The organism is Planctopirus sp. SH287 (assembly GCF_056500625.1).
In genome coordinates this window covers 3,103,059-3,128,394 of record NZ_CM151403.1, presented here as the reverse complement: position 1 = coordinate 3,128,394, position 25,336 = coordinate 3,103,059, and the positions used below count along the sequence as shown (strand labels likewise).

Annotated in this window: 18 protein-coding genes; 14 read left to right on the top strand and 4 right to left on the bottom strand. The window is 52.9% G+C overall.

From position 1 onward, the window contains the following. Nucleotides 1–159 precede the first annotated feature (159 nt). Nucleotides 160–1,422, bottom strand: a complete 1,263-nt coding sequence (locus tag SH287x_RS11500) for a WD40 repeat domain-containing protein (RefSeq protein WP_479514457.1) — start codon at nucleotides 1,420–1,422, stop codon at nucleotides 160–162. A gap of 811 nt (nucleotides 1,423–2,233) precedes the next feature. On the opposite strand from SH287x_RS11500, the gene SH287x_RS11495 reads away from it, so the two are divergent. From SH287x_RS11495 to SH287x_RS11480, 4 genes are all read left to right on the top strand, one after another. Beyond that, entirely contained in the window at nucleotides 2,234–3,850 is a 1,617-nt protein-coding gene (locus SH287x_RS11495) for an amidophosphoribosyltransferase (protein WP_479514456.1), read from the top strand. A gap of 188 nt (nucleotides 3,851–4,038) precedes the next feature. After that, nucleotides 4,039–7,566 carry a DNA polymerase III subunit alpha gene (gene dnaE, locus SH287x_RS11490; protein ID WP_479514455.1) on the top strand — a complete coding sequence of 1,176 codons (3,528 nt, stop codon included), beginning with the start codon at nucleotides 4,039–4,041 and terminating at the stop codon, nucleotides 7,564–7,566. A gap of 283 nt (nucleotides 7,567–7,849) precedes the next feature. Continuing rightward, complete coding sequence (glsA, locus tag SH287x_RS11485) at nucleotides 7,850–8,854, top strand: glutaminase A (RefSeq protein WP_479514454.1); 1,005 nt, start codon at nucleotides 7,850–7,852, stop codon at nucleotides 8,852–8,854. A 192-nt stretch (nucleotides 8,855–9,046) separates the two neighbouring features. Beyond that, on the top strand, nucleotides 9,047–10,687 hold the full coding sequence (locus tag SH287x_RS11480; RefSeq protein WP_479514453.1) for an MFS transporter: 1,641 nt from the start codon (nucleotides 9,047–9,049) through the stop codon (nucleotides 10,685–10,687). Between the two features lie 39 nt (nucleotides 10,688–10,726). Here the strand turns inward: SH287x_RS11480 and SH287x_RS11475 are convergent, their stop codons facing one another. Then, nucleotides 10,727–12,172 carry an FAD-binding oxidoreductase gene (locus SH287x_RS11475; RefSeq protein ID WP_479514452.1) on the bottom strand — a complete coding sequence of 482 codons (1,446 nt, stop codon included), beginning with the start codon at nucleotides 12,170–12,172 and terminating at the stop codon, nucleotides 10,727–10,729. A 384-nt stretch (nucleotides 12,173–12,556) separates the two neighbouring features. Between SH287x_RS11475 and SH287x_RS11470 the strand changes: the two genes are divergently transcribed. Genes SH287x_RS11470 through SH287x_RS11460 form a run of 3 tightly spaced genes read left to right on the top strand, consistent with a single transcriptional unit; the run spans nucleotide 12,557 to nucleotide 14,627 of the window. After that, the gene (locus SH287x_RS11470) at nucleotides 12,557–13,219 is read left to right on the top strand and encodes a MotA/TolQ/ExbB proton channel family protein (RefSeq protein ID WP_479514451.1); all 663 of its coding nucleotides are present in this window, start codon (nucleotides 12,557–12,559) and stop codon (nucleotides 13,217–13,219) included. A 52-nt stretch (nucleotides 13,220–13,271) separates the two neighbouring features. Then, the gene (locus SH287x_RS11465) at nucleotides 13,272–13,757 is read left to right on the top strand and encodes an ExbD/TolR family protein (RefSeq protein ID WP_479514450.1); all 486 of its coding nucleotides are present in this window, start codon (nucleotides 13,272–13,274) and stop codon (nucleotides 13,755–13,757) included. A 6-nt stretch (nucleotides 13,758–13,763) separates the two neighbouring features. Beyond that, nucleotides 13,764–14,627 (top strand): ExbD/TolR family protein, encoded by an 864-nt coding sequence (locus tag SH287x_RS11460; RefSeq protein ID WP_479514449.1) that lies wholly within the window; start codon nucleotides 13,764–13,766, stop codon nucleotides 14,625–14,627. Nucleotides 14,628–14,679: 52 nt separating this feature from the next. Here SH287x_RS11460 and SH287x_RS11455 read toward each other — a convergent pair whose 3' ends face one another. After that, complete coding sequence (locus tag SH287x_RS11455) at nucleotides 14,680–15,066, bottom strand: GlsB/YeaQ/YmgE family stress response membrane protein (protein WP_479514448.1); 387 nt, start codon at nucleotides 15,064–15,066, stop codon at nucleotides 14,680–14,682. 398 nt (nucleotides 15,067–15,464) lie between these two features. On the opposite strand from SH287x_RS11455, the gene SH287x_RS11450 reads away from it, so the two are divergent. The 3 genes from SH287x_RS11450 (at nucleotide 15,465) to SH287x_RS11440 (ending at nucleotide 18,935) form a co-directional block, all read left to right on the top strand. Then, nucleotides 15,465–16,394 carry an NAD(P)-dependent oxidoreductase gene (locus SH287x_RS11450; RefSeq protein WP_479514447.1) on the top strand — a complete coding sequence of 310 codons (930 nt, stop codon included), beginning with the start codon at nucleotides 15,465–15,467 and terminating at the stop codon, nucleotides 16,392–16,394. 200 nt (nucleotides 16,395–16,594) lie between these two features. Continuing rightward, a complete protein-coding gene (gene dapA, locus SH287x_RS11445) occupies nucleotides 16,595–17,485 on the top strand; it encodes a 4-hydroxy-tetrahydrodipicolinate synthase (protein ID WP_479514446.1) in 891 nt (296 codons plus the stop codon). Nucleotides 17,486–17,603: 118 nt separating this feature from the next. After that, nucleotides 17,604–18,935 (top strand): ATPase, T2SS/T4P/T4SS family, encoded by a 1,332-nt coding sequence (locus tag SH287x_RS11440; protein ID WP_479514445.1) that lies wholly within the window; start codon nucleotides 17,604–17,606, stop codon nucleotides 18,933–18,935. 42 nt (nucleotides 18,936–18,977) lie between these two features. On the opposite strand, the gene arfB is transcribed toward SH287x_RS11440, so the two are convergent. Next, entirely contained in the window at nucleotides 18,978–19,445 is a 468-nt protein-coding gene (arfB, locus tag SH287x_RS11435) for an alternative ribosome rescue aminoacyl-tRNA hydrolase ArfB (protein ID WP_479514444.1), read from the bottom strand. 280 nt (nucleotides 19,446–19,725) lie between these two features. Here arfB and SH287x_RS11430 point away from each other — a divergent pair, with 280 nt between their 5' ends. From SH287x_RS11430 to SH287x_RS11415, 4 genes are all read left to right on the top strand, one after another. Further along, nucleotides 19,726–21,906, top strand: a complete 2,181-nt coding sequence (locus tag SH287x_RS11430) for an FdhF/YdeP family oxidoreductase (protein ID WP_479514443.1) — start codon at nucleotides 19,726–19,728, stop codon at nucleotides 21,904–21,906. A gap of 108 nt (nucleotides 21,907–22,014) precedes the next feature. After that, entirely contained in the window at nucleotides 22,015–22,866 is an 852-nt protein-coding gene (locus SH287x_RS11425) for a ParA family protein (protein ID WP_479514442.1), read from the top strand. Nucleotides 22,867–23,020: 154 nt separating this feature from the next. Then, nucleotides 23,021–23,566 carry a signal peptidase II gene (locus SH287x_RS11420; protein ID WP_479514441.1) on the top strand — a complete coding sequence of 182 codons (546 nt, stop codon included), beginning with the start codon at nucleotides 23,021–23,023 and terminating at the stop codon, nucleotides 23,564–23,566. Nucleotides 23,567–24,170: 604 nt separating this feature from the next. After that, nucleotides 24,171–25,301 carry a hypothetical protein gene (locus SH287x_RS11415; RefSeq protein ID WP_479514440.1) on the top strand — a complete coding sequence of 377 codons (1,131 nt, stop codon included), beginning with the start codon at nucleotides 24,171–24,173 and terminating at the stop codon, nucleotides 25,299–25,301. Nucleotides 25,302–25,336: the final 35 nt, after the last annotated feature.

The following is a 25,336-nucleotide window of genomic DNA, read 5'->3' as shown; positions in this document are numbered from 1 at the left end:
TGTTGCAAGTCCACCGCAGGAACTCAACAACGTCGTCGTCACTGTATCATCAACTCTGCATCATCATCTCTGTGTGTCGTGATGACAAACTTAAAAGCGGGTCGGGGGCATCACAGGAGAGCTTGGCTTTTGACTGACAACCCTCATACGATCAATGCCCTATGGCGCTGTCTCAGGCGACTTTGGAGCGGGTGGCCAATGAGCAGGAACTGGTGTTTTTTTCTGCGTCTCAGCGGGAATCGCGGCACCTGGATTCAAAGCCCCTACTTGAGGCTTCAGTCCACTTAACTGAAAAATGCGTGCGGTGCGATCACGGCTGACCGACGCCAGCAGGTCTGCTTTTGGCGATAATGCCAGGCCGACCACTGGAAGCTGATGATCTTCACTTAAGGTCAAATCATCTCCCGAATCAACAGTCCATCCACGAACTTCATTTTTCCCCGTAAACCGACCACCCACACTGGAAAAACAGACATCCAGTTCAGGGGACTCACTGACCGCGGGGACGAGGTCACGAATTGGTCGTGAATGACCGCCGTAAAATCCCAGCGGTGTGCCATCTTTGGTGTGGAAGACATACGCCTTTTCATCCAATCCCCCAGCAATGACAAATTTTTCGTCGACCGTGAAAATGGCTTTGAGCACGGGGCGTTCAAACCCTTCAAACTTGCGAATGACCTCGCCGTCGGACGCTTTTCTCAGAAAAACCTCGCCAGCTTTGTGAGCACGGGTTTCATCACCCGCCGCAGTCAGCAACCATTCTCCAGAAGCAGACCATTCCACTGAAGTGACGGGATAGGAGTGATCAACCAGCATGAGGAGACGTTGGGCATCTGTCACACTGAATACACGAGCGGCTTCGTCATCAGAGGCCGACGCAATTCGAGTTCCGTCGGGACTCCAGGCCAGATCCAGTACATAGCCGCGATGGCCGGGAAGTGGTTTCACTAAAGATAACGAGGGCACGCCAGTCTCATCATCTTTCCACTGATAGATTTGAACCGACTGATATCCCCCCACGGCAAGCTGAGTCCCGTCCGGTGACCAGGCTAATGCACGGATCTGCCCGGCAGGCACCGCAAGATCCAGTCGTTTTTTTCCTGCGATTGTGTAAATGGCAATCGCCTTATCCAATCCAACCGCCAGATAAGCCCCGTCGGGCGTCATGGCAATGGAATATCCGGGACTGGGTAGCTCAATTGTGGCCTTCAATGTCATCCCGACTTTGGGCAAATTGTTGGCCGGTGCATTATCCGCGAATGCCGATGACAAGCCGGCCAACATCGCCAATGCCAGAATGAATCCTGTTCGCCATTCCAGTCGTGTGAGGCTGATGAGCAAACGAATCACAACAGGGATGCCACAGTACGACTGGCGTGCATGTCGCAAATGTCGCGTTGCCGAATTGATCGATGTTAACATGAGATGATTCTCTCAACTGGGGGCAACGGCGGCGTATACAGTTTGTCTCTGTTTAAGAAACCATCAAAGTTCATCGAACATCGTGGTCAATTTCTTGCGATTGCATCCTGCCAAGTCCCCACAAAACCAGCAAGATTCTGCGGCCCGCCTTTGACACTGAGAAACGACTCCTGACGACAATAGAGTATCCCGTCAGCAGTGTCTGGTCGTATCTCTCACGATGAGACTTTTTGAAGATCCAGATGGTGGACAAACGAGTCGATATCCAATGGTACTCAGTGACACATCAGGACGTCCCTATTCGACAGGGTTTTTCTTCACCCTTGACCCGCAGGATTTGCGGCTTACGCTGACAGCGAACGGAGGGATCAGAAACTGATAAAGAGAAGTTCTGCGACTGCCCGAGGATTGGGCAAGTCCCTGCCGACAATTAGTGAAAACTCAGGATGATTACGGCAATTTTCTTCTCTGAGAATTCACCATTGGCTGAACTCGAGGTGAATCTTGTGTAAGATATGACTGAATTCGGGTATCTCCTGATGAAAGCGACGTTCCAATATTGCTGGAGATGGCCTGACGGCGAATGTCATTCAGTGATTGACAAAATCAGCCATCATTTCACTGTGATTGACCGGAAACGACGGCATTGTGTGTCTTGCATTATCTGTCTCCGACCAGAAACTCTTGCAGTGATGAACGTTATATTCATCGCGAACCATTTGACCACTTGAGCGAATCACAGCCGAACTGAGCCAAAGACCTGCACTTCCTTGAGTCAGGTCGAGCGAATTTCACACGGGATACCAGCGACATGGCGGAATTGCATCACGAGTGCGGCGTGGCAGCCATCTATCATTTGCCCGGTATGGGCGAGAGTCCACTCGCACCGCGCCAGGGGGGGGATCACTCTTCGTGGCATATGCCTCGATTGTTGCTCGAAATCCAGAATCGCGGTCAACTAGCAGCGGGAATGACTTCTTTCGACCCCAACAGCGCCCAAATTCTTGAAACCCATAAAGATGTGGGGATGGTTTCTGAAGTCTTCGACATCCAGCATCAGGAACGATATCTGCCACTGATGGAACGCCTCAAAGGGCCGGCGGCTATTGGACATGTCCGCTACGCCACCTGCGGAAAAGAAGACCGCTGTTATGCCCATCCGTTTGAACGAACTCACATCGAGAAGAACAAGTGGTTTTCGTTTGCCTTCAATGGACAGATTGCGAACTACACCCAGTTGATGGAAGAAATTCAGGCTAAGCGGGAGTTTCATCTGGCTCGTCAGACCGACACCGAAATTCTGATGCACCTGATCTCCCAGCAGCTTTCGGGAGACCGCCGTCCGTCGCTGGTGGAACTGTTGGCAGAACTCGCGAAGAAGCTCGATGGGGCTTACAACATTGTCTTCTTGAATGCGCTGGGAGAAATGTTTGTCGCCCGAGACCCGTTGGGCCTCCGTCCACTCTGCTATGCGATCGAAGGTTCAATGTTTGCCGCAGCCAGCGAAAGTGTGGCTCTCTCGAACCTGGGTTTCAAAGATGAAAATATCCACACTCTCCCGCCTGGTCACGCGGTGATCATTCAAAACAATCAGATTGAAGTTCGAAAGTTTGCCGAGTCTCCCAAAACGGCTCACTGTTTCTTCGAGTGGATTTACTTTGCCAATGTCGCCAGTACGCTGGATGACCGAAGCGTTTATCTCTCTCGAAAAACCTTGGGCGAAGAGTTGGCCTCACTGGAAGATATCGAACGTGGCGACGACCTCATTGTTGTTCCCGTTCCTGATACTTCCAAAGCTGCGGCTGATGCAATGGCCTATAAACTGGGCATTCCCAGCCTCGAAGGACTGATCCGCAACCGCTACATCGGCCGGACATTCATCGAAGGAAAAGATCGTGCCGACAAGGCTCGCCTGAAGTACACCCCACTCCGGGAAGTGCTGGAAGGGAAGCGCGTGCTGCTTGTCGAAGACACCATTGTCCGCTCGACAACAATGCAAGTCTTGATTTCACAACTGCGAGAGCGGGGTGGGGCGAAAGAAGTTCATGTGCGGGTCGCCTGCCCTCCCATTGTGGCCCCCTGTTTTTATGGCATTGATATGTCATCAATCAGCGAACTCTTTGCCCCACGTTTCATTCAGTCGAATGCCGAATTGACCGATGAAGTTCAGGCCGAGATGGCCCGTGTTCTGGGAGCAGATTCACTGAGATACCTGCCTCTTCCTGCGATTGCCCGAAGTTTAGGGATGCCTGAAACTAAACTATGCCGTGGCTGTCTGACAGGGGAATACCCGACACCAATGGGCGAGCAGCTTTACCAACTGGCTGTGGATGAAGCCCTGAAAAAGAAGCAGGGCCTCCATGTGGCGGCACGCCGGACATACGAGCATGTTCCAGCAGCACCCGCAGTGGCCTGTTCCACGACATAGAGGCCGGGAGCCAGGTAGTCAGGTAGGGCAGGCTCCTGCCTGCCTTCTCGACTCCCTTCTTGAGGGATCGAACCTGTTCATCGATTGATCGCCCGTTTTTTCATGATCATCGAATCGGCAGGCGGGGGCCTGCCCTACTACTACTACTGCCAGTCGACGAATCCGCCACATTCTCAAGTGTTGAATCTATGACTGAAACCCGTCCCTTCGCGCATCTTCATTGCCACTCGCAATACAGCCTGCTCGATGGAGCGACTCGGCTGGACGGGTTAATCAAGAAGGTCAAAGGCTCGGGAATGAACGCTGTTGCCGTCACCGATCACGGCAACCTGTATGGTGCTCTCGACTTTTATCTAATGGCCAAGGGAGCAGGCGTTAATCCGATCCTGGGGATGGAGGCCTATATCGCCCCTGGTTCTCGACTTGAGAAATCCGGCGCGTCGCGGATGAAAGAGGCCAGCTATCACCTCACCTTGCTGGCCATGAACCGGCAAGGTTTTCAAAACCTGATCAAGCTCTCTTCAAAAGCCTTCATTGAAGGTTTTTACTATAAGCCGCGAATCGACAAAGAGATTCTGGAAGCCCATAGCGAAGGATTGATCTGCCTTTCAGGTTGTGCTGCGGGAGAACTCTCGCAGTTCCTTCTTGGAGATCGATTTGAAGAGGCTGAAAAACTTTGCCACTGGTATGACAAGACCTTTGGCGACCGTTTTTTTATGGAGATCCAGAACGCCGGCTATCAGATCCAGCGGGATTGCCTCGAGCGAACAGTAGACCTTGCCAATAAGATGGGATTGCCTCTGGTCGCTACGAATGACGCTCACTACCTGAACACGGAAGACTCCGGCGTTCAGGATGTGTTGCTCTGCGTGAACACCAAGTCCGAACGGAGCGACCCCAAGCGAATGAAGATGGAAGGCAACCAGCTTTTCGTTCGCACTCCTCAGGAAATGTACGCCGCCTTCCCTGGTTTTGAAGACGCTGTGGCAAGGTCGCAGGAGATTGCTGACCGGGTTGATATCGATCTGGATCTGAAGACCCGCCACTTTCCGGTCTTTGTGACACCCGATAACAAGAAAGATATCGACTATCTGCGCGAACTTTGCGAAGAAGGAATGAAATGGCGCTACGGGGAAGAAAATATTCAGCCGGAACATCGCGAGCGTTTGGCGTTTGAGCTGAGCGTCATCGAAAAGATGGGCTATCCCAGTTATTTCCTCATTGTGTGGGACTTCGTCCGGTTTGCCACGGAACGCGGAATCCCGGCGAGTGCGAGAGGTTCGGCTTGCGGTGCTCTTGTGGCCTTTGTCCTGGGACTGAGCCACGTTTGTCCCATCAAATATGACCTGCTGTTTGAACGATTTCTCGATCCCAGTCGTACGGAACCGCCTGATATCGATATCGACTTCTGTCGCGACCGGCGGCAGGACGTCATCGATTACACCAAGGCCAAATACGGCGAAGCCAACGTCTCACAGATTGGGACATTCGGAACCCTCAAAGCGAAGGCCGCGATCCGTGATGTGGGGCGTGTGCTATCTGTCCCACTTAAGCGAGTCGATGAAATTGCCAAGCTGATCCCCGAAGAACTGGGGATTGAACTCAAAGAGGCGCTTGAAAAAAGTGCGGATTTGAAAACGGCTTATGACACGGATTCACAGATCCGCGAACTTTTAGACTTTGCCATTCAGCTGGAAGGTCTGGCACGCAGTGCAGGCACTCACGCGGCTGGTGTGGTGGTCTCAGACCGCCCCATTTCGGACTATGTGCCTCTCCAGGTCATCAGCGGCAAGACCGACCTGGTGACACAATGGGAAGGCCCGACGGTTGAAAAGGCCGGTCTTCTCAAGATGGACTTTCTGGGTCTGCGGAACCTCTCCATTCTTGATTTGTCGGTGAAGAACGTCGCTAAGCATCGAAATATGGTGATTGATCCTGTCAAGCTGCCACTCGATGACAAGCCGACTTATGCGCTGCTTCAACGCGGCGAAACCAAAGGGGTCTTTCAGCTTGAGTCCGGCGGCATGCGCGACCTGCTGACCAAAATGAAGCCCGACTCCTTCAACGACATCATCGCCACTTCGGCCCTCTATCGGCCTGGCCCTCTGGAGGGGGGCATGGTGATGACTTATGTCGATGTGAAGCACAAACGCATTCCCCTACCGCGCGTCCATCCCATCATGGATGGTGTTCTCGATGAGACCTATGGTGTGATGGTCTATCAGGAGCAGGTGATGCGCATCCTGAATCGACTGGGAGGGATCGAGCTTCCTCAGTCTTATCAGTGCATTAAGGCCATCAGTAAGAAAAAACTGGAGACCATCGCCCAGTACAAGGCCCAGTTCATCGCGGGATCGTTAAAGAATGGGCTTCCCGAAAAGACCGCGACCGAACTTTTTGAAATGATCGAAAAGTTCGCTGGATATGGCTTTAATAAGTCGCACAGTACGGCTTATGCCGCTTTGGCTTATCAGACGGCGTACCTCAAAGCTCATTATCCCGCAGAGTTCATGGCGGCGCTCCTTTCCTGCGAAATGGAAGATACGGATCGCATTGCCGAACACATTGACGATTGCCGGCGGATGGGGATTGAGATTGTTCCCCCGGATATCAACCACTGCGATGTCGAGTTCACGGTGCGTGGAGAACGCAAGGTGGGGTTTGGCATGGGTGCCATTAAAGGAGTGGGGGAAGCCACCACGCGGGCAATAGTCGAAGCTCGTGAAACCAAGGGGCCATTCAGCAGTATCTTCGATCTTTGCGAGCGGGTTGATGCCAAGAGCCTTTCCAAAGGCTCGCTGGAAATTCTCGTCAAAGCAGGGGCTCTCGATAGTATCACTCCCCGCCGCGCAGCCCACATGGCCTGTATCGAGCGGGCCGTGCAAGCCGCCCAATCCCTTCAAAAAGACAAACAGCGTGGCCAGAAAAATCTTTTCGGCGGCGACGATGAGGCCACCACGTCAGAGGCAACAGCTTCCGTTGCACTCCCTGATGTCCTTGAATGGTCGCACCGGGAGAAGCTGGCCCATGAACGAGAAGTTCTTGGCTTTTACCTGACTTCGCATCCCCTCACAGAACAAGCGGAGCACATTGGCAGATATACCTCACACAAGGCGAATCAGTTAGCTGAACTCGAAGACGGAACGGAAGTTCTGCTGGGTGGAATGGTCTCTTCGATCAAGAAGGCCACGACGAAGAAACCCAGCCGCAATGGCCACTCTCGTTATGTGAACTTTGACCTGGAAGATCCCTCGGGGGTTGTCCGCTGCATCATGTGGCCTGAGCAATTCGCCTCAGCGGGGGAAAAGGTTGAGGCCGACGAGATTCGCTTTGTGAAGGGGAAAGTCGATAAACGCAGCCGCGAGCCAAACGTGGTCATCGATCAGATCTGGACACTTTCAGAAGTTGAACGTGATTTCACCAAGCAGGTCGCGATCAAGTTTCAACGAGGGCTGCATGATGCTGCTGTCGTTCGACGAGTGAAAGACATTATTGGCAAGTATCCGGGGAAGTCGGATGTGATTATCGTCGTAGACTCGATCGATGAGGCCGACGCTGAGCAGCGGTTAAGATATGTGGCTCAAAAGCCTCTGGGAGCCAAAGTCTCCTGCAACTCTGAACTGCGAGAAGAATTGCTGGATGCCTTGGGAGAAGGCAATGTTTCTTTGGTCGCTGAAAAGAGACCCTCCCAGCGATCAGGCAGCATTGGTCGGTAAGTGGCTCCCCATTTGTGGGAGAGAGCCGGGGTGCGGGCTGATAAACCATCCGTGTTCCTGACAGCAACAGGCAACCCCTCCTCGTATTTTTGATGCGTCTTCACTGATCAAAAGAGATTTCTGTCGACTTATGGCGCAGTTGATAGGCATCATCTACTCATGCCAGTCACCATCTCCGAGAAATGAAGATTCCCACGCAGATGATCCCCGTGTTTCTCATGGGCCATGATAAAAACACTGGCCCTGATGACGTGAGAGCCTTTACCGCCAGAGAGAAGCCGCAATGACAATCGACGCCACAGCGAATTACGGAGCCAGTGAAGAAAATTATGTTTCGACAGGCCATCTTCCCTCTGGGGAGGTTGTCCAGGGCTGGGTCAATGATGCCCACCGTCGATTCAGCTCCGATACTCAAGGTGAAACTTCACAGGTTTACCCGGCACTTGCCAGAGTTCCCCGGGATTTGTTTGGCATTTGTGTTGTCAGTACAAACGGAGATCTCTATAGCGCGGGAGATTGTGCTCATGAATTTACGATCATGAGTGTTTCAAAACCATTTATCTTTGCTTTAGTTTGCGAAGTCTTAGGCGCCGCAGAGCTTCACGCTCGTATTGGAGTCAACGCCACCGGGCTTGCATTTAATTCCTTAGGTGCTGTTGAACAGGGAGCAGCCGGACGTACAAACCCGATGGTGAATTCAGGGGCCATTGCCACCACCAGTCTGGTGCCTGGTGAATCTCTGCGGGAAAAGTGGGAGTTTGTGCAAAATGGTTTGTCTCGCTTTGCAGGGAGAGACTTATCAGTCAATGAAGAAGTCTATATTTCAGCTTCAGAAACCAATTTTCGAAATCAGGGGATTGCCCGCCTGCTCCAAAGCTATGGCCGTATTTATATGGATCCCGCTGAGGCCACCGATCTTTATACAAAACAGTGTGCACTCAATATCACAGCACGGGATCTGGCGGTGATGGGAGCGACGCTTGCCGACGGCGGTGTGAATCCCGTCACAAAAGAGCGGGTTGTTGACCCATCAGTCTGCCACTATGCGCTGGCTGTAATGGCCACAGCGGGACTGTACGAGACTTCTGGCGATTGGCTATATAACATTGGCTTGCCCGGCAAAAGTGGGATTGGCGGCGGAATTGTTACCGTTTCTCCAGGGAAAAGTGGGTTAGGAACATTCGCTCCACCATTGGACGCCGCTGGCAACAGTGTAAAAGGGCAACTTGTGGCCCAGTTTCTCTCTCAGAAATTGGGAATGGATCTCTTCGTCTCCCGGCCCGCGTGATACAGAGATGACAACCTCTGGAAAAACTGGCTGAACATGTTAAAAAGACGCCATCAGCCTAGTTGAGACAGATGATATCCGTTTTCCATGAATCTCTTATTAATATATAGTACCGAGTGTATTTGCCTGTCTTTTTAAACGATTTTTTAAGTCAATATCCGCTGAAATAACGCTTTTAAGGCAGTGATTTCTATGGCCAGTGCCGCCCCCATTCCGACCGGTGACAATGCTGAGATTCGCAACTCATGGATTCCCATGATCGTGATTGCGATGGGGCAGGCACTGATGTCTTTTAATGTGGCCGCTATTCCCGTTTCAATGGGCGGCATGATTGAGAGCTTTCAAACGCCTCCGACGACGATCGGCACCGCGATTGTTTTGTACTCACTCGGCGTTTCCGGCTTCATCATGCTGGGTGCTAAACTGGGGCAACGGTTTGGCTCCAAGATATTTTTTCAATGCGCTGTGGCTCTCTTTCTGCTGGCGATGATCCTGATGGTTGTGTCTCCGACAGCCGAAATTATGCTGGCAGCCCAGGGATGTGCGGGGATGGCGGGTGCCGCTCTGGTGCCAACACTCGTGGTGCTGATTGCCGATCATTATAAAGGGCGCCAGCAAGCCGAAGCGGTGGGATGGCTGGGGTCAGCCCGCGCAATCGCTGGCGTGCTGGCGTTTGTGACCGTGGGGTTTGTGGCAACGATCAACTGGCGGCTGGGCTTTGGTATTCTCATTATTCATGCAGGAGTGATTCTGCTTCTCAGTACTCGACTCAAGCCGTCTTCGCCAAAACCTGGAGTGCGTGTCGATTTCTTTGGAGTCGTTCTTTCCGCGACTGCAATCATTCTGATCAGTTTTGGCTTTAATAATATTCGTACATGGGGCGTGCTTCTGGCTCGCCCAGCGGCACCTTTTGATGTGCTGGGTGTATCACCTGCCCCGGTGATGATTGTCGTGGGAGTGACCATTGGTCTGGCGTTTCTCGCCTGGACTCAAAGACAGGGACGCTTGGGAAAGACGCAACTGCTCGCGCTCGATGTTGTCAGTTCCCCCCGCGAATGGGCGGCCGTTGCAGCCCTGTTTACGATTGTCGGGATGGAGGGCGCTATCAACTTTACGGTGCCGCTCTATATTCAGGTCGTCCAGGGGAGTAGCAGCATCATGACCTCTGTCGCCATGATGCCCTTTATGCTGACGGTCTTCTTTACTGCGATTCTGATTGTTCGTCTCTATTCAAAATTTAGCCCGCGCCTCATCGCTCAGTGCGCATTTACGATTGTTGCCATTGGCACAGGCTGGCTGGCATTTGTCGTGAAGAATGACTGGAACGCCTTTCCGGTTGTCGCTGGATTGATCATGGTCGGCCTGGGGCAAGGAGCTTTGGTCACCTTACTGTTCAACGTTCTGGTCACATCAGCCCCCAAGTCGATGGCAGCTGATGTTGGCTCACTGCGCGGCGTGACACAGAATCTTGCTGCTGCGGTAGGAACAGCCCTTGCCGGCGCAATGCTGGTGGCTTTGCTCAGCTCAATCATTGTGACAGAAAAGACGCAGAATCCAGTCATTACGGCTGAACTCGCTGATCAGATCAATATGAGCAATATGAACTTCTTCAGTGATGTGCAGGTGCAGGAACGGTTGGCAGGAACCACAGCGACTCCTGAGGAAGTCACACAAGCCCTTGCGATCAATGCCACGGCACGCACCCGTGCCATCAAGACGGGTTTCCTGATCCTCTCGGGTCTCTCACTTCTGGCGATTTTCCCCTGTACCTGGCTCCCCAGTTATCGACCGGGGGATATAAACATTGAATCACCAGACAAAGCTGACAAATAGACCTGTTTCCCGGTTAAATTTGTCGTGACCTCGTGGCGTCTAGGGAATTGCGGTGCGTTTTCCGGGATGTGCGCGTTCGATATGCTCGCTACCACAGCCGGATCCTGCGGGAAACATTTTTCCTGGACTGAGGAGATTTTCCGGGTTAAATGTCTCTCGCACGCGGGCCATCACTCCCACATCGGCTGGTGTGAAAAGTTGTGGCAGGAAGGCTCGCTTTTCGACACCGATGCCGTGTTCACCGGTAATGCTTCCGCCCAGCCGCACGCATTCAGATAAAATCTCTTCGCCAGCTTGCAGCACCCGTTGAAGTTCTCCTTCGCGCCGTTCATCGAAGAGGAGCACCGGATGAATGTTTCCATCCCCTGCGTGGCAGACATTCACAATCCCGATGTGATACTTCTCGCTTGTTTTTTGAATAAAGGCCAGGATCTCTGGCAGCTTGGTTCGTGGAACGACTCCGTCTTGTGTGCAATAGCTCGGACTGAGTCGGCCAATAGCACCGAATGACTGTTTACGGCATTTCCAGAGAGCCAGGCGTTCTTCTGCTGTCTGGGCAAAACGGGTTTCTCGGACGTGATGTTTTGCAAGAAGCTCAATGACCTGAGCAGATTCTTCTTCTACCGCGACTTCCAGTCCATCGAGTTCAATGATCAGCACGGCACCGGCATCCAGAGGGAATCCGTAGTGAAAAGCCGCCTCCACCGCACGAACAATCCCTTGATCCATCAGTTCCAGCGCTGCGGGGATCAACCCTGCGCCGATGATCGCACTGATCGCATTGGTGGCATCAGCGACTGTGGGGAAAATGGCCAGTAATGTGCGCCAGGCAGCCGGGTCGCGTGTTAAACGGACCCAGGCTCGAGTACAGATTCCCAGTGTTCCTTCACTCCCCACCATCAATCCCGTGAGATCCAGAGGATCAGGCATCCCCATTGGCCCGCCAAAGGTTTCGATTGCGCCATCGGGCAGCACCATTTCCACGCCGAGCACATGGTTGACTGTCACGCCATATTTGAGTGTATGAGGCCCGCCACTATTTGTTGCCACGTTCCCGCCAATCGTGCAGGCACTTTGTGATGAGGGATCAGGAGCGTAGTGATATCCAGAACCTGCCAGTGTGCGATTCAAATGCACGTTGACCACGCCGGCTTGAACGACGGCATAGCGATCCCGGAGATGAATTTCCTCAATCGAGGTCATGCGTGTTGTCGCGATCATGAGACCGCCGCCAATTGGCAGACAACCGCCGGCCAGCCCTGTTCCGGCACCGCGCGGCACCACAGGAACTTTGGCGGCATGGGACAGCTTCATCACACGCGACAGCTCATCCGTGGAGGCGGGAAAGACCACGACTTCAGGAATGTTCTTCTCAATGGTGTAGCCATCGCACTCAAAAACGAGCAGCTCGCTTTCTTTTGTCCGCAAATGCTTTGGCCCCACGATCGCTGCTAATGAAACGAGCATATCCTGAGTCAGCGGCATGAGATGATCTTTCTTTGTCGACGAGAGCGCAGGATCGAAAACCGTTTAACCTAACGGGGAGCAGGTCAAAGGCAAAAGCCACTGGCCATCCTGAACGTGTTTTCCTCGGGTAAGACTGACATCGAAACTCGTCTCGTCGCCACTATCGACCATCGGAACCAAGAGGGAAACCCCTGGAACAACCACAGGAACCAGCGTCGGTGGGGAAGAGTTAACCGACAATTGACCATCCCCAATTGCTTACGCCTCGTTTCAACGCCAAGATAATGGGAGTATGGCTTTTTCGTGTGGCAAAACATCAGCCGGCTGTGATCGGTTCACGATCCTCAGTCTCTGTGATCGATTCTTTCCACGTTAAACAGAGGCGTGGGATCGCAAGAACAGATGACCTCAATCGACTTCAAGGGAAGAGTGATGACCGTCAATGAATTGGCAGGCTGGCTGGATGATGCCTGCTATGGGTTTCTCGCGGCAAACTTTCTTTGGGGTTGCTTCTGTGTGCTGGTGATCTGGCGGCGTTTACGTGAACTTCGCTTTCGCTCGCAGGAAGCAGAATCCGAATTCATCACGGAGTATCAGAACCTTGTGCGGGCTGGCGAATATGACCGTGCGACAGAACTCTGTGATTTCGATAGTCGGGCGTTGCCACGGATTGGCCTGTTGATACTGGCCAATCGTCATCTCGAATATCGACAGCTTCGCCAGTTTGTGGCATCCAGCATGCACCGCCAGATTTTCCGCGATCTGGAACATCGGATGGGCTGGGTGGTGACAGTGATCAAGAACGGCCCGCTTCTGGGCCTGTTTGGAACGGTCTTGGGGATGATGGCTGCCTTCGGGCGGATTGGCACTGGCGAAAAGATCCAACCATCGCAAATTGCCGACGAAATCAGCATTGCTCTGATCTGTACCGCCATGGGATTGGGAACCGCGATTCCTCTGGGGTATGTGCTGGCAGGATTACAAAATCAGGTGCGAGGTATGCAGGAATCACTGGAAGAAAGTGTCACGTGGTTGCTGGAGTTGTTTCGGCCTCCTGCAGCTTAGTCACGAATCAGCAAACAGATAACCACTCTGTATTAGAACTTGAGGCAGGACGATGGCCAGTTCTTTCATGCGATATGACTCGGAGGATCTTGACGCTCCGCTGGTTGCGCGCCGTCCGCATCAGGATGAAGCCCGGTTTGATATCACGGCCATGATCGATCTGGTCTTCATGATGAATATCTTCTTTCTGGTAACAACGATTGTTGCCGGTCTTTCGGAGATGGATCTGCCCATTGTCAGAAACTGTGTGGCGGCCGATCTCGACAATTGCGTCATCATCTCGGTGGCTGCCGGAAAAGATCGGGAAGTGGGGGAGGTCTTTATTGGTAATGGAGATTCCGGCCAGGCGATCGTGACGATTGACGAACAGGAACGCGCCATCCGCCGGGCCGTGGAAGATGGTCGTCGTGAGCAAAAGCAAATCGTGCTCATCAAAGCAGAAAAAGAGACTCGATTGCGGGTGATCGGGCGTGTCGCGGCCGTCGCGGGTGCCATTGCGGGAACGGATCTGCGATTGGCTGTCATCGAGAAGGAGTAATCGACCTTGTCTGATGATCTCCAGCCAGAAGAAGACGCCATGGAATTTCGTAAGTTCGATCTTAGCTCGATTGAAGCGACTTGCCCGCGTTGCCGTCGACCGATGGTCTTCTCTCAAGAAATGGTGAACTTCCAAACGACAGGAAGTCCCACTGTTGAATGCGGATTCTGTGGCTCTCTCATCCCATTAGCAGATTTTGGCCAGGATCTGGTCACCGCTATCATGGCAGCAAAACCAGAGGAAGAAACAGCGAAAGTCCCACCTGTCGCTGACAAAAGAGTCTCTGCATCACTGGCTACCGTTGAGTGTGTGAAGCCACAGCCAGGTATTCGCCCGGAAAAACCACATCCCGATCAATCGCCGCGCGCTGTAATTTCCAGGAAACACTCATCCGGAGAACACTCACAATTTGAGGCACCCCTCATTCGTCCTTCGGCAGAGATCGATCAGGAAGATCTCATTGATATGACGGCGATGGTGGATATCGTCTTTTTTCTGTTGATTTTCTTTCTGGTGACATCGCTGCATCCGCTGGAATCTTCGATCAAGTTTCCTGTCCCCAAGCCTTCCGAAGGAGCAGGAGCCAGCCAGACATTCGATCAATTGCTCGATGAGGAATCCGACGAAATCGAAGTCATGATTAACGCGAAAGATGAAGTGCGTATTCAGGGTCTGCTCATGAAAGATATGGTCGATGTGACCTCTCGACTGCGTGAACTCTCCACGTCACGGTCAGGTTCCAGAAGCATGCTGGTCATTGGCCATGGCGATGCGAGCCATGGAGTCGCAGTCAATGTTATGGACGCGGGCTATGAAGTTGGCCTGGAGAAGATTCGCTTCGCGGTCGAGCCGGATCAGAGGCGATCATAAGCCGGGGACTGCAAGCGGTCTTTCAATGGCAGCGTTTCTCAGGCGGTCTTTCTCAGGCGGCGTTGCGACGCCGGCGACGGTAAGTGACACGCTCACCACTCTGCAACGTCCCCCCATCGACAGCTTCCACGATGAAATAGGAATTCGAGAGAATCCGGTAGAATAGTAACAGGACAAAGGCCCCCGCTGTTGCTGCGAAGAATCCGCTGACACTGATGGGTGAGATACGCAGCGTGGAATCCCAGAGTAACAGCGAACCGCAGCCAATCACGCTTCCCGAGATGCCGATGCAAACCGTTCCCACGGCTCCACCAGGATCTCGCCCCGGCATAATCGCTTTGCCAGCAAGCCCAACGAGCGTTCCAAAGCCGACCCATAAAAGCATTTCATGAGCCGCTTGTTCGATGGCAAGGGTCAATTCTGGACTGAGCATTCCCATCGAAATTCCATCCTTGGATCATCGTCCCCATCAATCCTTGATGGAGGCAATCAGTCCACAGCAAAACAAGTGATAAAACTGGGAGGATTGCAGAACGTCTTTTTCGGCAGGTTATGCCGATCAACAGCGGCGCGCGTCATTCCCTACTGAAGAAATCGGGAGATTTCGTGATAAACTTTTTGAAAAATGCGAGAGAAAAGATTTCCCCGTGAACTAAAGAATATCGCTCAGAGCTATTACCTTGAGTGGCGACAACGGGTCTGATGACTGTTTGACGTGGGAACGATACACTTCCTGAAACTGAGAATGCTTCGCATCGTCAGACGCTTTCGTTTGCAATCCCTGCGTGGCATCTTGTCGACAATCCGAATGCATGCCGATTGAAAGGATGAACAACTGTGGTTGAATTCGCTCCCGGAACAACACGAATTGGCTGGATTGGAACGGGCGTGATGGGCCGCAGCATGGTCGGGCATCTGATGAATGCCGGCTATCAGGCCACGGTTTACACTCGCAGCAAAGAAAAAGCGGCAGAACTCATTGAGAAGGACGCGGCATGGGCCGCTTCACCGAAAGAAGTCGCTGCTAAATCAGATGTTGTCTTTTCTATCGTGGGTTTTCCCGCAGATGTCCGTGAGGTCATGCTGGGGGAAAATGGAGCGTTGGCTGGCGCAAAGCCCGGAACAGTTCTGGTCGACATGACGACCAGTGAACCTTCTCTGGCCGTTGAGATCTATCAGGCTGCAAAGACGAAACAGGTTCACTCCGTGGATGCGCCAGTCTCGGGTGGTGACATCGGCGCAAAGAATGCGGCCTTGTCGATCATGGTGGGTGGCGACACTGACGTGGTTGCCAGCCTGAACCCATTATTTAGCCTGATGGGCAAGACGATTGTCCATCAGGGGGAAGCTGGCGCGGGGCAGCATACAAAAATGGTTAATCAGATTCTGATCAGCACAGGGATGATTGGCGTCTGTGAAGCATTGCTTTACGGCTACAAAGCCGGACTGGATCTGAACACCGTCATGCAGTCGGTTGGGCCAGGGGCTGCGGGAAGCTGGTCGCTCTCAAACCTGGGGCCACGAATGATTGCCAATAATTTTGATCCAGGCTTCTTTGTCGAACACTTCATCAAAGATATGGGCATTGCTCTGGCTGAGTCCCGCAGAATGGGCTTGTCGTTACCGGGATTGGCGCTGGCTGAGCAGCTTTATCAATCGGTCAAGGCAAAAGGATTTGGCCGTAACGGGACACATGCTCTCATGCTGGCGCTGTCGGAAATGTCGGCGATTGACTGGCGAGGGCGTGCTGTTGCTTCAAAAGGATAGTCTGGCTCAATCCTTCTTGATGTAGGTTTTATGAGTTGAAATGGATGCTGAGCATAGACATCAGTGATAAGAGACGGTGTGATGCAGGCTGAGATTTCTCCGGTATCTTGATAGTCTCTTGTGGTTGGTTGTGCCTGGGTTTCTTCATGTGACGATGAGTGGTTCACTTGCGAACCATGGTGTGTCTCCAAGGAATTGAAATGATGCCTCGAAAAGGCGAGCAGTTTGCCGGTCTCACAGTCGCAATTGTCACTCCCTTCAAGAACGACCGGGTTGACGAGGCTGCCATTAAGAAAATCGTTGATTTTCATGTGGAAGCGGGAACCAACGGGTTGTGTCCTGTCGGCACCACCGGAGAAAGCCCGACGCTCGATCATGAAGAGCATGAGCGGATTGTGGCCCTTGTGTGCGAATATGCTGCCGGGCGCATCAAGGTGATGGCTGGGACAGGATCCAACAGCACCCGTGAAGCCATTCAACTGACCAGGTTCGCCAAGTCGGTCGGTGCTGATGGCGCCATGATGGTGGCCCCTTACTACAATAAGCCGACGGGTGAAGGCTTCTATCGTCATTATGCGGCTGTGGCGGAAGCGGTTGATCTACCGATCATCCTTTACAACATTCCCGGCCGTACCGCTAAGAATATGGAACCGGAAGTCGTTGCCCGTCTGGCCGAGATCCCCAGCGTTGTCGCGATTAAAGAAGCGACAGGTTCCATGGATCAGGCTTCGCGGACTCTGGCGGAAACCAACCTGACCGTTCTCTCTGGCGATGACAGCCTGACGCTACCACTTCTTTCCATGGGGGGAAGCGGGATTGTGTCTGTTGTCGGGAACATTGTTCCCCAGGACATGTTGAAGCTGCTGGCTGCCTGGAAGGCCGGTAACCTGGCAGAAGCCCAGGCGATGCACTTCAAACTCTTCACCTTGTGCCGAGATCTGCTGGGGCTGGCGACAAACCCCATCCCCATCAAGGCGGCGATGAAGCTTCTCGGGCGGGATACCGGAGAAATCCGTCTCCCCATGACACCGCTCGGTGCAGCGGAAGAAGAAAAACTCGTTCAGACGCTTCGAGCCTACGGCCTGCTGTAATCCTCCGATGATCAGAGACCATCATCAGGTCGAATTCTGTTGGTCGAATACTGTGCGATAAATTCTTTTTGACAAGTTCGGACGTTATTTCCATTTCGGGTCAGGCAAAGGATCGTTCATGATTTTTGGCATGTTCGGGAAAAAGCCATCGCAGGACTCGGGCGGCGATCATGACGAAGAAGAAGAGGTCGAACTGGTCTCCTTTCTGGGAGCACTCAACGGGAAGTCGGCTGATCTGTCTGCCAACGCCAAGTTGGCACAGATCGGCTTGATGCCCTCCAAAGAGTTTGTGACCGACGCTCTCTCACGGCGAGCTGAAACGATCAAGCTTGATATCAAAGGGGAAAAAGCACAGTCCACCATGACTGTGGACGGTGTTTCCTACGCAGGATCAAGGATGCCGCGTCCCCAGGCGGTCGCCATCACGCAGATGATGAAACTGCTGGCTGGGCTGGATGCCAAGAACAAAGCCACTCCTCAACAGGGTGGTTTGAAAAGTGATTACGAGGGACACCCCTGGGAAATCACCGTTGAAACGACTCCACAGGCGGAAGGAGTCGAGCGGCTCACATTGCGGTTCCGTGACCTGAAAGCCAAGTTGAATACGCTGGATGAACTGGGTTTTCCGGGCAATGTCCGCCAGAAGATCCGTGAGCGAACACCGCAGCGTAAAGGCTTGGTCATTATTGCCGGGGCTCCTGGCAGTGGTGTGACCACGACGACATTTGCCGCAATTCGCGGTATCGACATGTATATGTATTCGTGCATGTCGGTGGCTGATCTTGGCTCGCGAGAAATTATCAACTGCACAAAATTTGAAGAGCTGGAAGGGGATTCGCTCGTTCAATCGATTGCCCGTGTGCAACGATCTGAAGCCGACATTCTGTTTGTGAATCCCATCAAATCCGCCGATTATGCTAAACTGCTAGTCGATAACTGTGATGGCATGACGCTCATTGCAGAAATGCCCGCGAAAGACGCCGCTTCAGCGATTGCGCAATTGGCGCTATGGGTGGGGAACCCTGAGAAAGTCGCGAACGCGATAGAACTGGTTCTGAGTTCCCGCCTGATCCGCCAATTATGCGACGAATGCAAAGAAGCCTTTAAGCCAAACCCCAAGCTGCTTGCGAAAGTGGGGCTACCTCCTGAGACAAAAGTCCTCTACAAAAAAGGGGAAACTCCTGTCGATGAAAAGACAGGGCAGGAAGGCGATCCCTGCGGCAAATGCGGAGGCATTGGCTATTACGGCCGCGTGGCGATGATCGAAATGATCGAAGGGACCGAGGGTCTGCGCGAAGCCATCAAGCAGCAGCCAACAGCTGATGTCATCAAATCCCAGATGCGCAAAGAAGGCATGCAGACTCTGCAGAAGGATGGGCTGCGGCTGGTGATGGAAGGGAAAACCTCCCTGGAAGAATTGCAGAGGATTTTCAGTGCTGGCAATGCTTGATCCCAATTGCCGGCTGAAAACTGTTGGGGAGTTCCGACTTGATTAATCGCTGATGTTCCGGTTTTTGCGGGTTTCAGCGCGATGTTTTTTCTCTTTAAGTCGGCGAGCATTCGAGGCTTTCGATGGTTTGGTGGGACGCCGGACTTTCGGAGGAATCGCCACCGACTGAATCATTTGCACCAGCCGGTTTTCGCAGGCTTCAACGTTCTGTTTTTGATCGCGGTGTTCATCGCTCGCAATCACGAGTTCCCCTTCGTTCGTAATGCGATTGTTAAATTCGGCACGCAGCCGCATACGAACTTCGATCGGGAGAGCCATTGAAACCATGGCTGGCCAGTGAAGCGTGGCTTTCGAGTTGACCTTATTCACATTCTGCCCACCCGGCCCCGAACTGCGGCTGTACGTCCACCGGAATTCTGACCGGGGGATCTGAATCCTGGGTGTGACAACGACAACATCTGCACGTGGCGAAGAGGGGTGAGGCAGCGGCGATGTGGGTTCGGCAGGCATAGTCATCACTCATGGCAGGGAATTCGTCATTTCCGTTTTGCGGCTTGTTTAAAACGGGATATCGACAATTGGCAGGCGACTTCGGTTCGCAAAAGTTTCAAAGAAGAGGCTGATTCGCGACTTGAGATGGCTGGTCAGTGAACCTCTTCTGTAAATTACCGTAACAGTTTACGCTCTGGAGGGGGAATCTCGTGCGCCTCCCATTCCCACTTCGGGAATCGCTGTCATCACGAATTCTCAGCATCACCACCGACGTTGATCGACCCAAGGCGAATGAATCATGCGAAAGATTACCACGGGTGGCGGCTGGCCCGCCGTAATTTACACCTTCCGCAAAGCCTATGAAATGGGTGGTGTGTTTCGCCTCTGGAAAGCCATGCGTTCCAAAAACGCCTGCAAGACCTGTGCGTTAGGGATGGGTGGTCAGAAGGGTGGGATGGTTAACGAGGTCGGTTCGTTTCCCGAGGTCTGTAAAAAATCACTTCAGGCCATGGCTTCGGATCTGCAAAATGGCATCTCGTCTGAGTTCTGGCAGAAGTATTCGGTACCACAACTCAGGTCATTATCACCTCGAGAGCTTGAGTCTTGCGGTCGCATTGTGGAACCCGTGCTCCATCGTGCCGGTACATCGCATTACATTCCCATCAGTTGGGAAGAGGCGTTGACGCGAATCTGTGAATCACTGAAAGCTCTCTCGGCGGATGAAACGTTCTGGTATTTCAGCGGAAGAAGTTCCAACGAAGCCGGCTTCCTGTTGCAACTGTTTGCCCGTTTGTACGGGACGAATAATGTCAACAATTGCAGTTTCTATTGCCATCAGGCCAGTGGCGTGGGGTTGGCCAGCGTGCTGGGAACCGGGACAGCCACATTGACACTGGAAGACGTTGAACACGCCGATTGCCTGTTTTTGATTGGTGGTAATCCGGCGAGCAATCATCCGCGACTGATGTCGACTCTCAAGCAAATTCGCCGCAAGGGTGGCGAAGTCATTGTCATTAACCCGGTGGTTGAAACAGGGTTGGTAAATTTCAGTGTGCCCAGTGATCCCTGGAGCCTGTTGTTTGGAACCAGGATCGCGTCGTTGTATGTGCAACCACAAATTGGCGGAGATCTGGCACTGTTGACGGGGATCAGCAAGAAGATTCTGGAAATGGGAAAAGTCGATCTCCCCTTCCTGACAGCCCATTGTGATGGCTGGTCGGCGTACAAAGAACTTCTGGAAAACATCCCCTGGAGTGAAATCTGCGAGAAATCGGGCGTGGGGATCGACGAAATCAACGCCTTGGCAAGACGATATGCCAGATCAAAGAACACCGTCTTTGCCTGGACGATGGGCATCACTCATCACGCTCATGGGGTGGAAAATGTCGAAGCCATCGCCAATCTCGCATTGATGCGGGGCATGGTGGGGCGACCGCACGCCGGCCTGATGCCTATTCGTGGACATTCCAATATCCAGGGCATTGGCAGCATGGGGGCCACGCCTCAACTCAAAGAGGCCATTTTTAAGCGATTAGAATCCACCTATCAGGTCAAGCTCCCGACAACGCCGGGTCGCGATACTCTGGCCTGTATGGACGGGGCCATGTCGGGCGAATTGAAATTGGGCTTCTGTTTAGGAGGAAATCTCTACGGCTCGAACCCTGATGCGGCTTATGCAGAGAAGTCGCTTCGCCAACTGGATCTGATGGTTTATTTGAATACCACGCTGAATACGGGGCATGCGCATGGTTTGGGGAAAGAGACCTTAATTCTCCCGGTCTTGGCACGAGACGAGGAGCCTCAACCGACAACACAGGAATCAATGTTCAACTATATCCGGTTGAGTGATGGCGGGCCTGCCCGACATGATGGCCCGCGTTCTGAAATTGAAATTATCGGAGAGATCGCCGAGAGGGTCTTGAAAAAAACAGGGCCAATCGATTGGAGCCGGATGAAGCAAGCAGAGACGATTCGTGAGTCGATCGCTCAGATCGTTCCCGGCATGGAAAGCCTGGCGACGATCAGCCAGACCAAACAGGAGTTCCAGATCCCCGACCGGACATTTCATACACCGACGTTTCCGACGGCAACAGGTCGTGCCCAACTCAGAACACATGCGCTGCCCGCACTGATTGGCCAACCGGGAGAATACCGGCTGATGACAGTTCGGAGTGAAGGGCAATTCAACACTGTGGTTTATGAAGACTATGATTTGTATCGCAACATTGACCGTCGAGATGTGATTCTGATGCACCCTGATGACCTGCAGTTGGCGGGATTATTTGATGATCAACGAGTGATTGTGAAAAGTCCGGCGGGAGAAATGCAGGGAATTCACATTCGGGCTTTTAAGGAAGTCAGGCCGGGAAATGTGGTCATGTACTATCCCGAGGCCAATATTCTGGTTCCCCGGCAAGTGGATCCCCGCAGTAAAACCCCTGCATTTAAGGCAATTCCTGTCACCGTGAAGGCCATGTGATCGGAGAGCAGAAACTCGCGGCGAGTTCGCCTTTGCGATTTAGAGCGATGCGGATAGGATTCACTTCACAGTATTTTGCGTTTCAACAGCTTCCAGGGACGGAACGAAATGCGCCGCATTGCAGTGATGAATCAAAAAGGGGGCGTCGGCAAGACGACCACCAGCGTAAACCTGGCAGCAGGATTGGCTCGGGCCGGTCAACGCGTGTTGCTGATTGATCTTGATCCGCAAGGACATGCGTCAATTCATCTGGGCGTTGAAGCCTATGGCCAGGTTCCCACTATCTATCAAGTGTTCACCGGTCAGAAAAAACTTCCAGAAGTCCAGCAGCTGGCCTGCGAAAACCTTTGGTTAGCTCCTGCCAGTCTCGATCTGGCGGCGGCTGAGTTGGAACTGGTTGACGCACGTGATCGGGAAGTCATTCTGCGAGATGCGATCCTCTCCGCAGGGGATGCTGCCAATTACGACTACATTGTCATGGATTGCCCACCGTCGTTGACGGTATTGACTGTGAACGCACTAACAGCCTCCACCGAAGTTTTCATCCCTTTGCAGCCGCACTTCTTTGCGTTGCAGGGGCTTTCCAAGTTGTTTGAGACAACGGCACTGGTCAAACGCCGGCTCAATCGGCAATTAAAAGTCGGCGGCATCGTCCTTTGTCTTTATGAAACGGGAACCCGACTGGCGGCAGATATCACCGACGACCTGACTCGTTTTCTGGAAGAAAGCGATCCTCAGGCTCCGTGGGCACAGGCGAAGATTTTTTCTTCGCGGATTCGCCGCAATATCAAGCTGGCAGAAGCACCAAGCTTTGGGCAGTCGATCTTCGATTATGCGCCAAAAAGTACAGGGGCTGAAGATTATCAGGGCCTGGCTGATGAAGTGCTGGCAACTGCGATTGCAGCGGGTGCTGGTGTCACCGCAGCTAGCGGGTCAGTCGGCCAGCCTCATGCGGCCTGATGTGAAGGTGGGGTATTACCGACAGTTTGAGCTTGTTGAGCTTGAAAAAACGTTTGCTGATGCAACAAACTGTGAGGGAGGCACTCTGTGACGAAAGAGTGCTTCTCGATGAAAGTCCCCTCATGACGCAAATGAACCGAATCAGGTGAGGCCCATGCAGAGAATATTGTACTCGCGCTGGACGGTCGCGCTGGTTCTATGCGTGACCATTCTGGCCTCTGATCAGTTGAGCAAGCTCTGGGCTGTGGAAGCACTCGCTGGCGAGCAGGTCTGGACATATCTTGGTGACACGTTCCGCCTGCAATATGCACTGAACCCTGGAGGATTCCTGGGACTTGGCGGAACTCTCTCCAGTGAAATGCGGGCGGCATTGTTCATTGGTTTGAATGGCGTTGGGCTTTTGGCATTGGCGATTTTGCCTTGTGTGAAACGTCTCAGCCTGCCCAACTTCTTTGCATGCTGGTTGATTTTTGCAGGTGGTATCGGCAATCAAATTGACCGCATTCGTCTGGGCGGCTTTGTCATTGATTTTCTCAACATTGGTTGGGGGCCTGTCCGCAGCGGCATTTTCAATGTGGCCGACATGGCGATCACATTAGGCGCCATTATTCTCTTCGTGACGGCTCTGCGCACTCCTTCGCCAGTCGTTCACACGTCCGCACAGGAGTTGTCTCCCTCTCCGGTTCCTCAGGGCAAGTAGCCACGGGGAAAGTCGCACTCAGGGAAGATCTTGTGCCCAACCATAAGCTTCATCTTGGTTGAAGCTGCACTGACCGCCCCCTATCGCTGTGCGAATGCGAGGGAAATACCTCAACTCTTGAGGATGACAAGCAGCTCGTGCGTCTCTGAAGATTCTTCAGTGCTGAAGTCATTTCCCGTCAGTAAGCCCAATGTCGTGGGATACTGATATTGATGACTGTGATCCTTTGACAGATGCATGGAATCTGCGGTTTTCTACGACGGAAAGTCAACGACACTTGCCTTGTCGGCAACTGAAGAAAACTCGACGCATCTTTCACAGTCCTCCAAATGTGAATGAGCCTTGCTTTTGGCTGAATGCTGGCGAGTGACTGTGCCGATTCCCCTTGCTGTAGCGATTGTGCCGAGAATCGGAGCTTGGTCACCGCTACGGATCACAGGAGAGTTTTGCAATTGATGGGCTGTCCCGGCTACTGAGAAATTAGCAGCTGGGGACACAGGGCAGGCGGCAGGCTCGGGGGAGCACGCCACTGGTTCTGATCCGCACAACAATTGTGAACTCTCCTTCGATCCGGTTGACGACCTGAATGGGGAGGGGCCGCCGGATGAGATTTCACGGCGCGAGGTACTGTCTTGTCCTGTTATGCGGGGCAACAGTGTTATGGAATGTTCGCGTGGGGCGAGGTGATGAATTGCCACCTGAAGACGAGGGAATCGTCCAGACGCAATTTCAGATCAATAGCGAACCAGATCCCTTTGAAGAGTTGGGGATTCAGCAGATCAAACCGGGGACTTCCGGCAGTGCTTTAAGAAAAGAAGCTCTGGCAGATCTTCCGCTGCACCGGCTGACACCCGAACAACGGAGCAAGATTTCAGGGATCACCAATTCGGTCTCACTGTACCGTCGCTTGCCAACGTTGCAGTTTGAAGTCGATCCTGATGCTTATCGATTCTTTATGCAGAATCCTGATGTGGCGGTCAGCACATGGCGGGCGATGGAAATCTCGAAGTTTCAGCTAAAAGAGACCACGCGTGACTTATACCACGCGGATGCTGGTGATGGTTCCGTCGGTAATGTGGAAGTCTTGTATCGACAACCCGAAGACACTTTGATCCTGTGCGATGGTCAGTTCAAAAGCCCTGCTGCAGTACGCCCCATTACCGCTAAATCGCTGATGCGGTTTCAGGCGTCATTCACCAAGCAACCGGATGGACGTGTGATCTGTGTTCATCGCGGAGACGTGTTTGTGGAATTTCCTCAGCATGTGGTCGATGCCGTGGCACGTGTGATTTCTCCTGTCAGCCATTCTATCGCTGATCGAAACTTCAAACAGATCACGTTGTTCGTCCACATGATGTCTCAGATGATGGAGCGTCAGCCCTCTTGGGTTGAAAGCCTCAGTCAGCGGATGGATGGAATTACTGATGCTCGCCGTATCGAACTGGTTCGTTTGACAGATGTGGCCTACCACAATGCTCAGGATCGCTTACGGACAACGGGGTTGCCAACGGCTCCCATTGCTGTCGACAGAATTATCGAACCGATGAAAATTTCTGAAAATCAAGGAAACCCGGCAACTCCCGCTTTACTGCCGACCACAACCAGTCATGTCAGCCAGGCAGGCAATCGCCAAGTCACCGAACCAACAGCCGTGATCCGGGCCGATCACGCTGTCCGAGCGGTTCCCCCTGTTCAATCGACAGTTCAACCGTCGGAGAATCGTTACCGCCGATAAGCAGACCTCAAACACAACTCGTTGACTTAAAACGG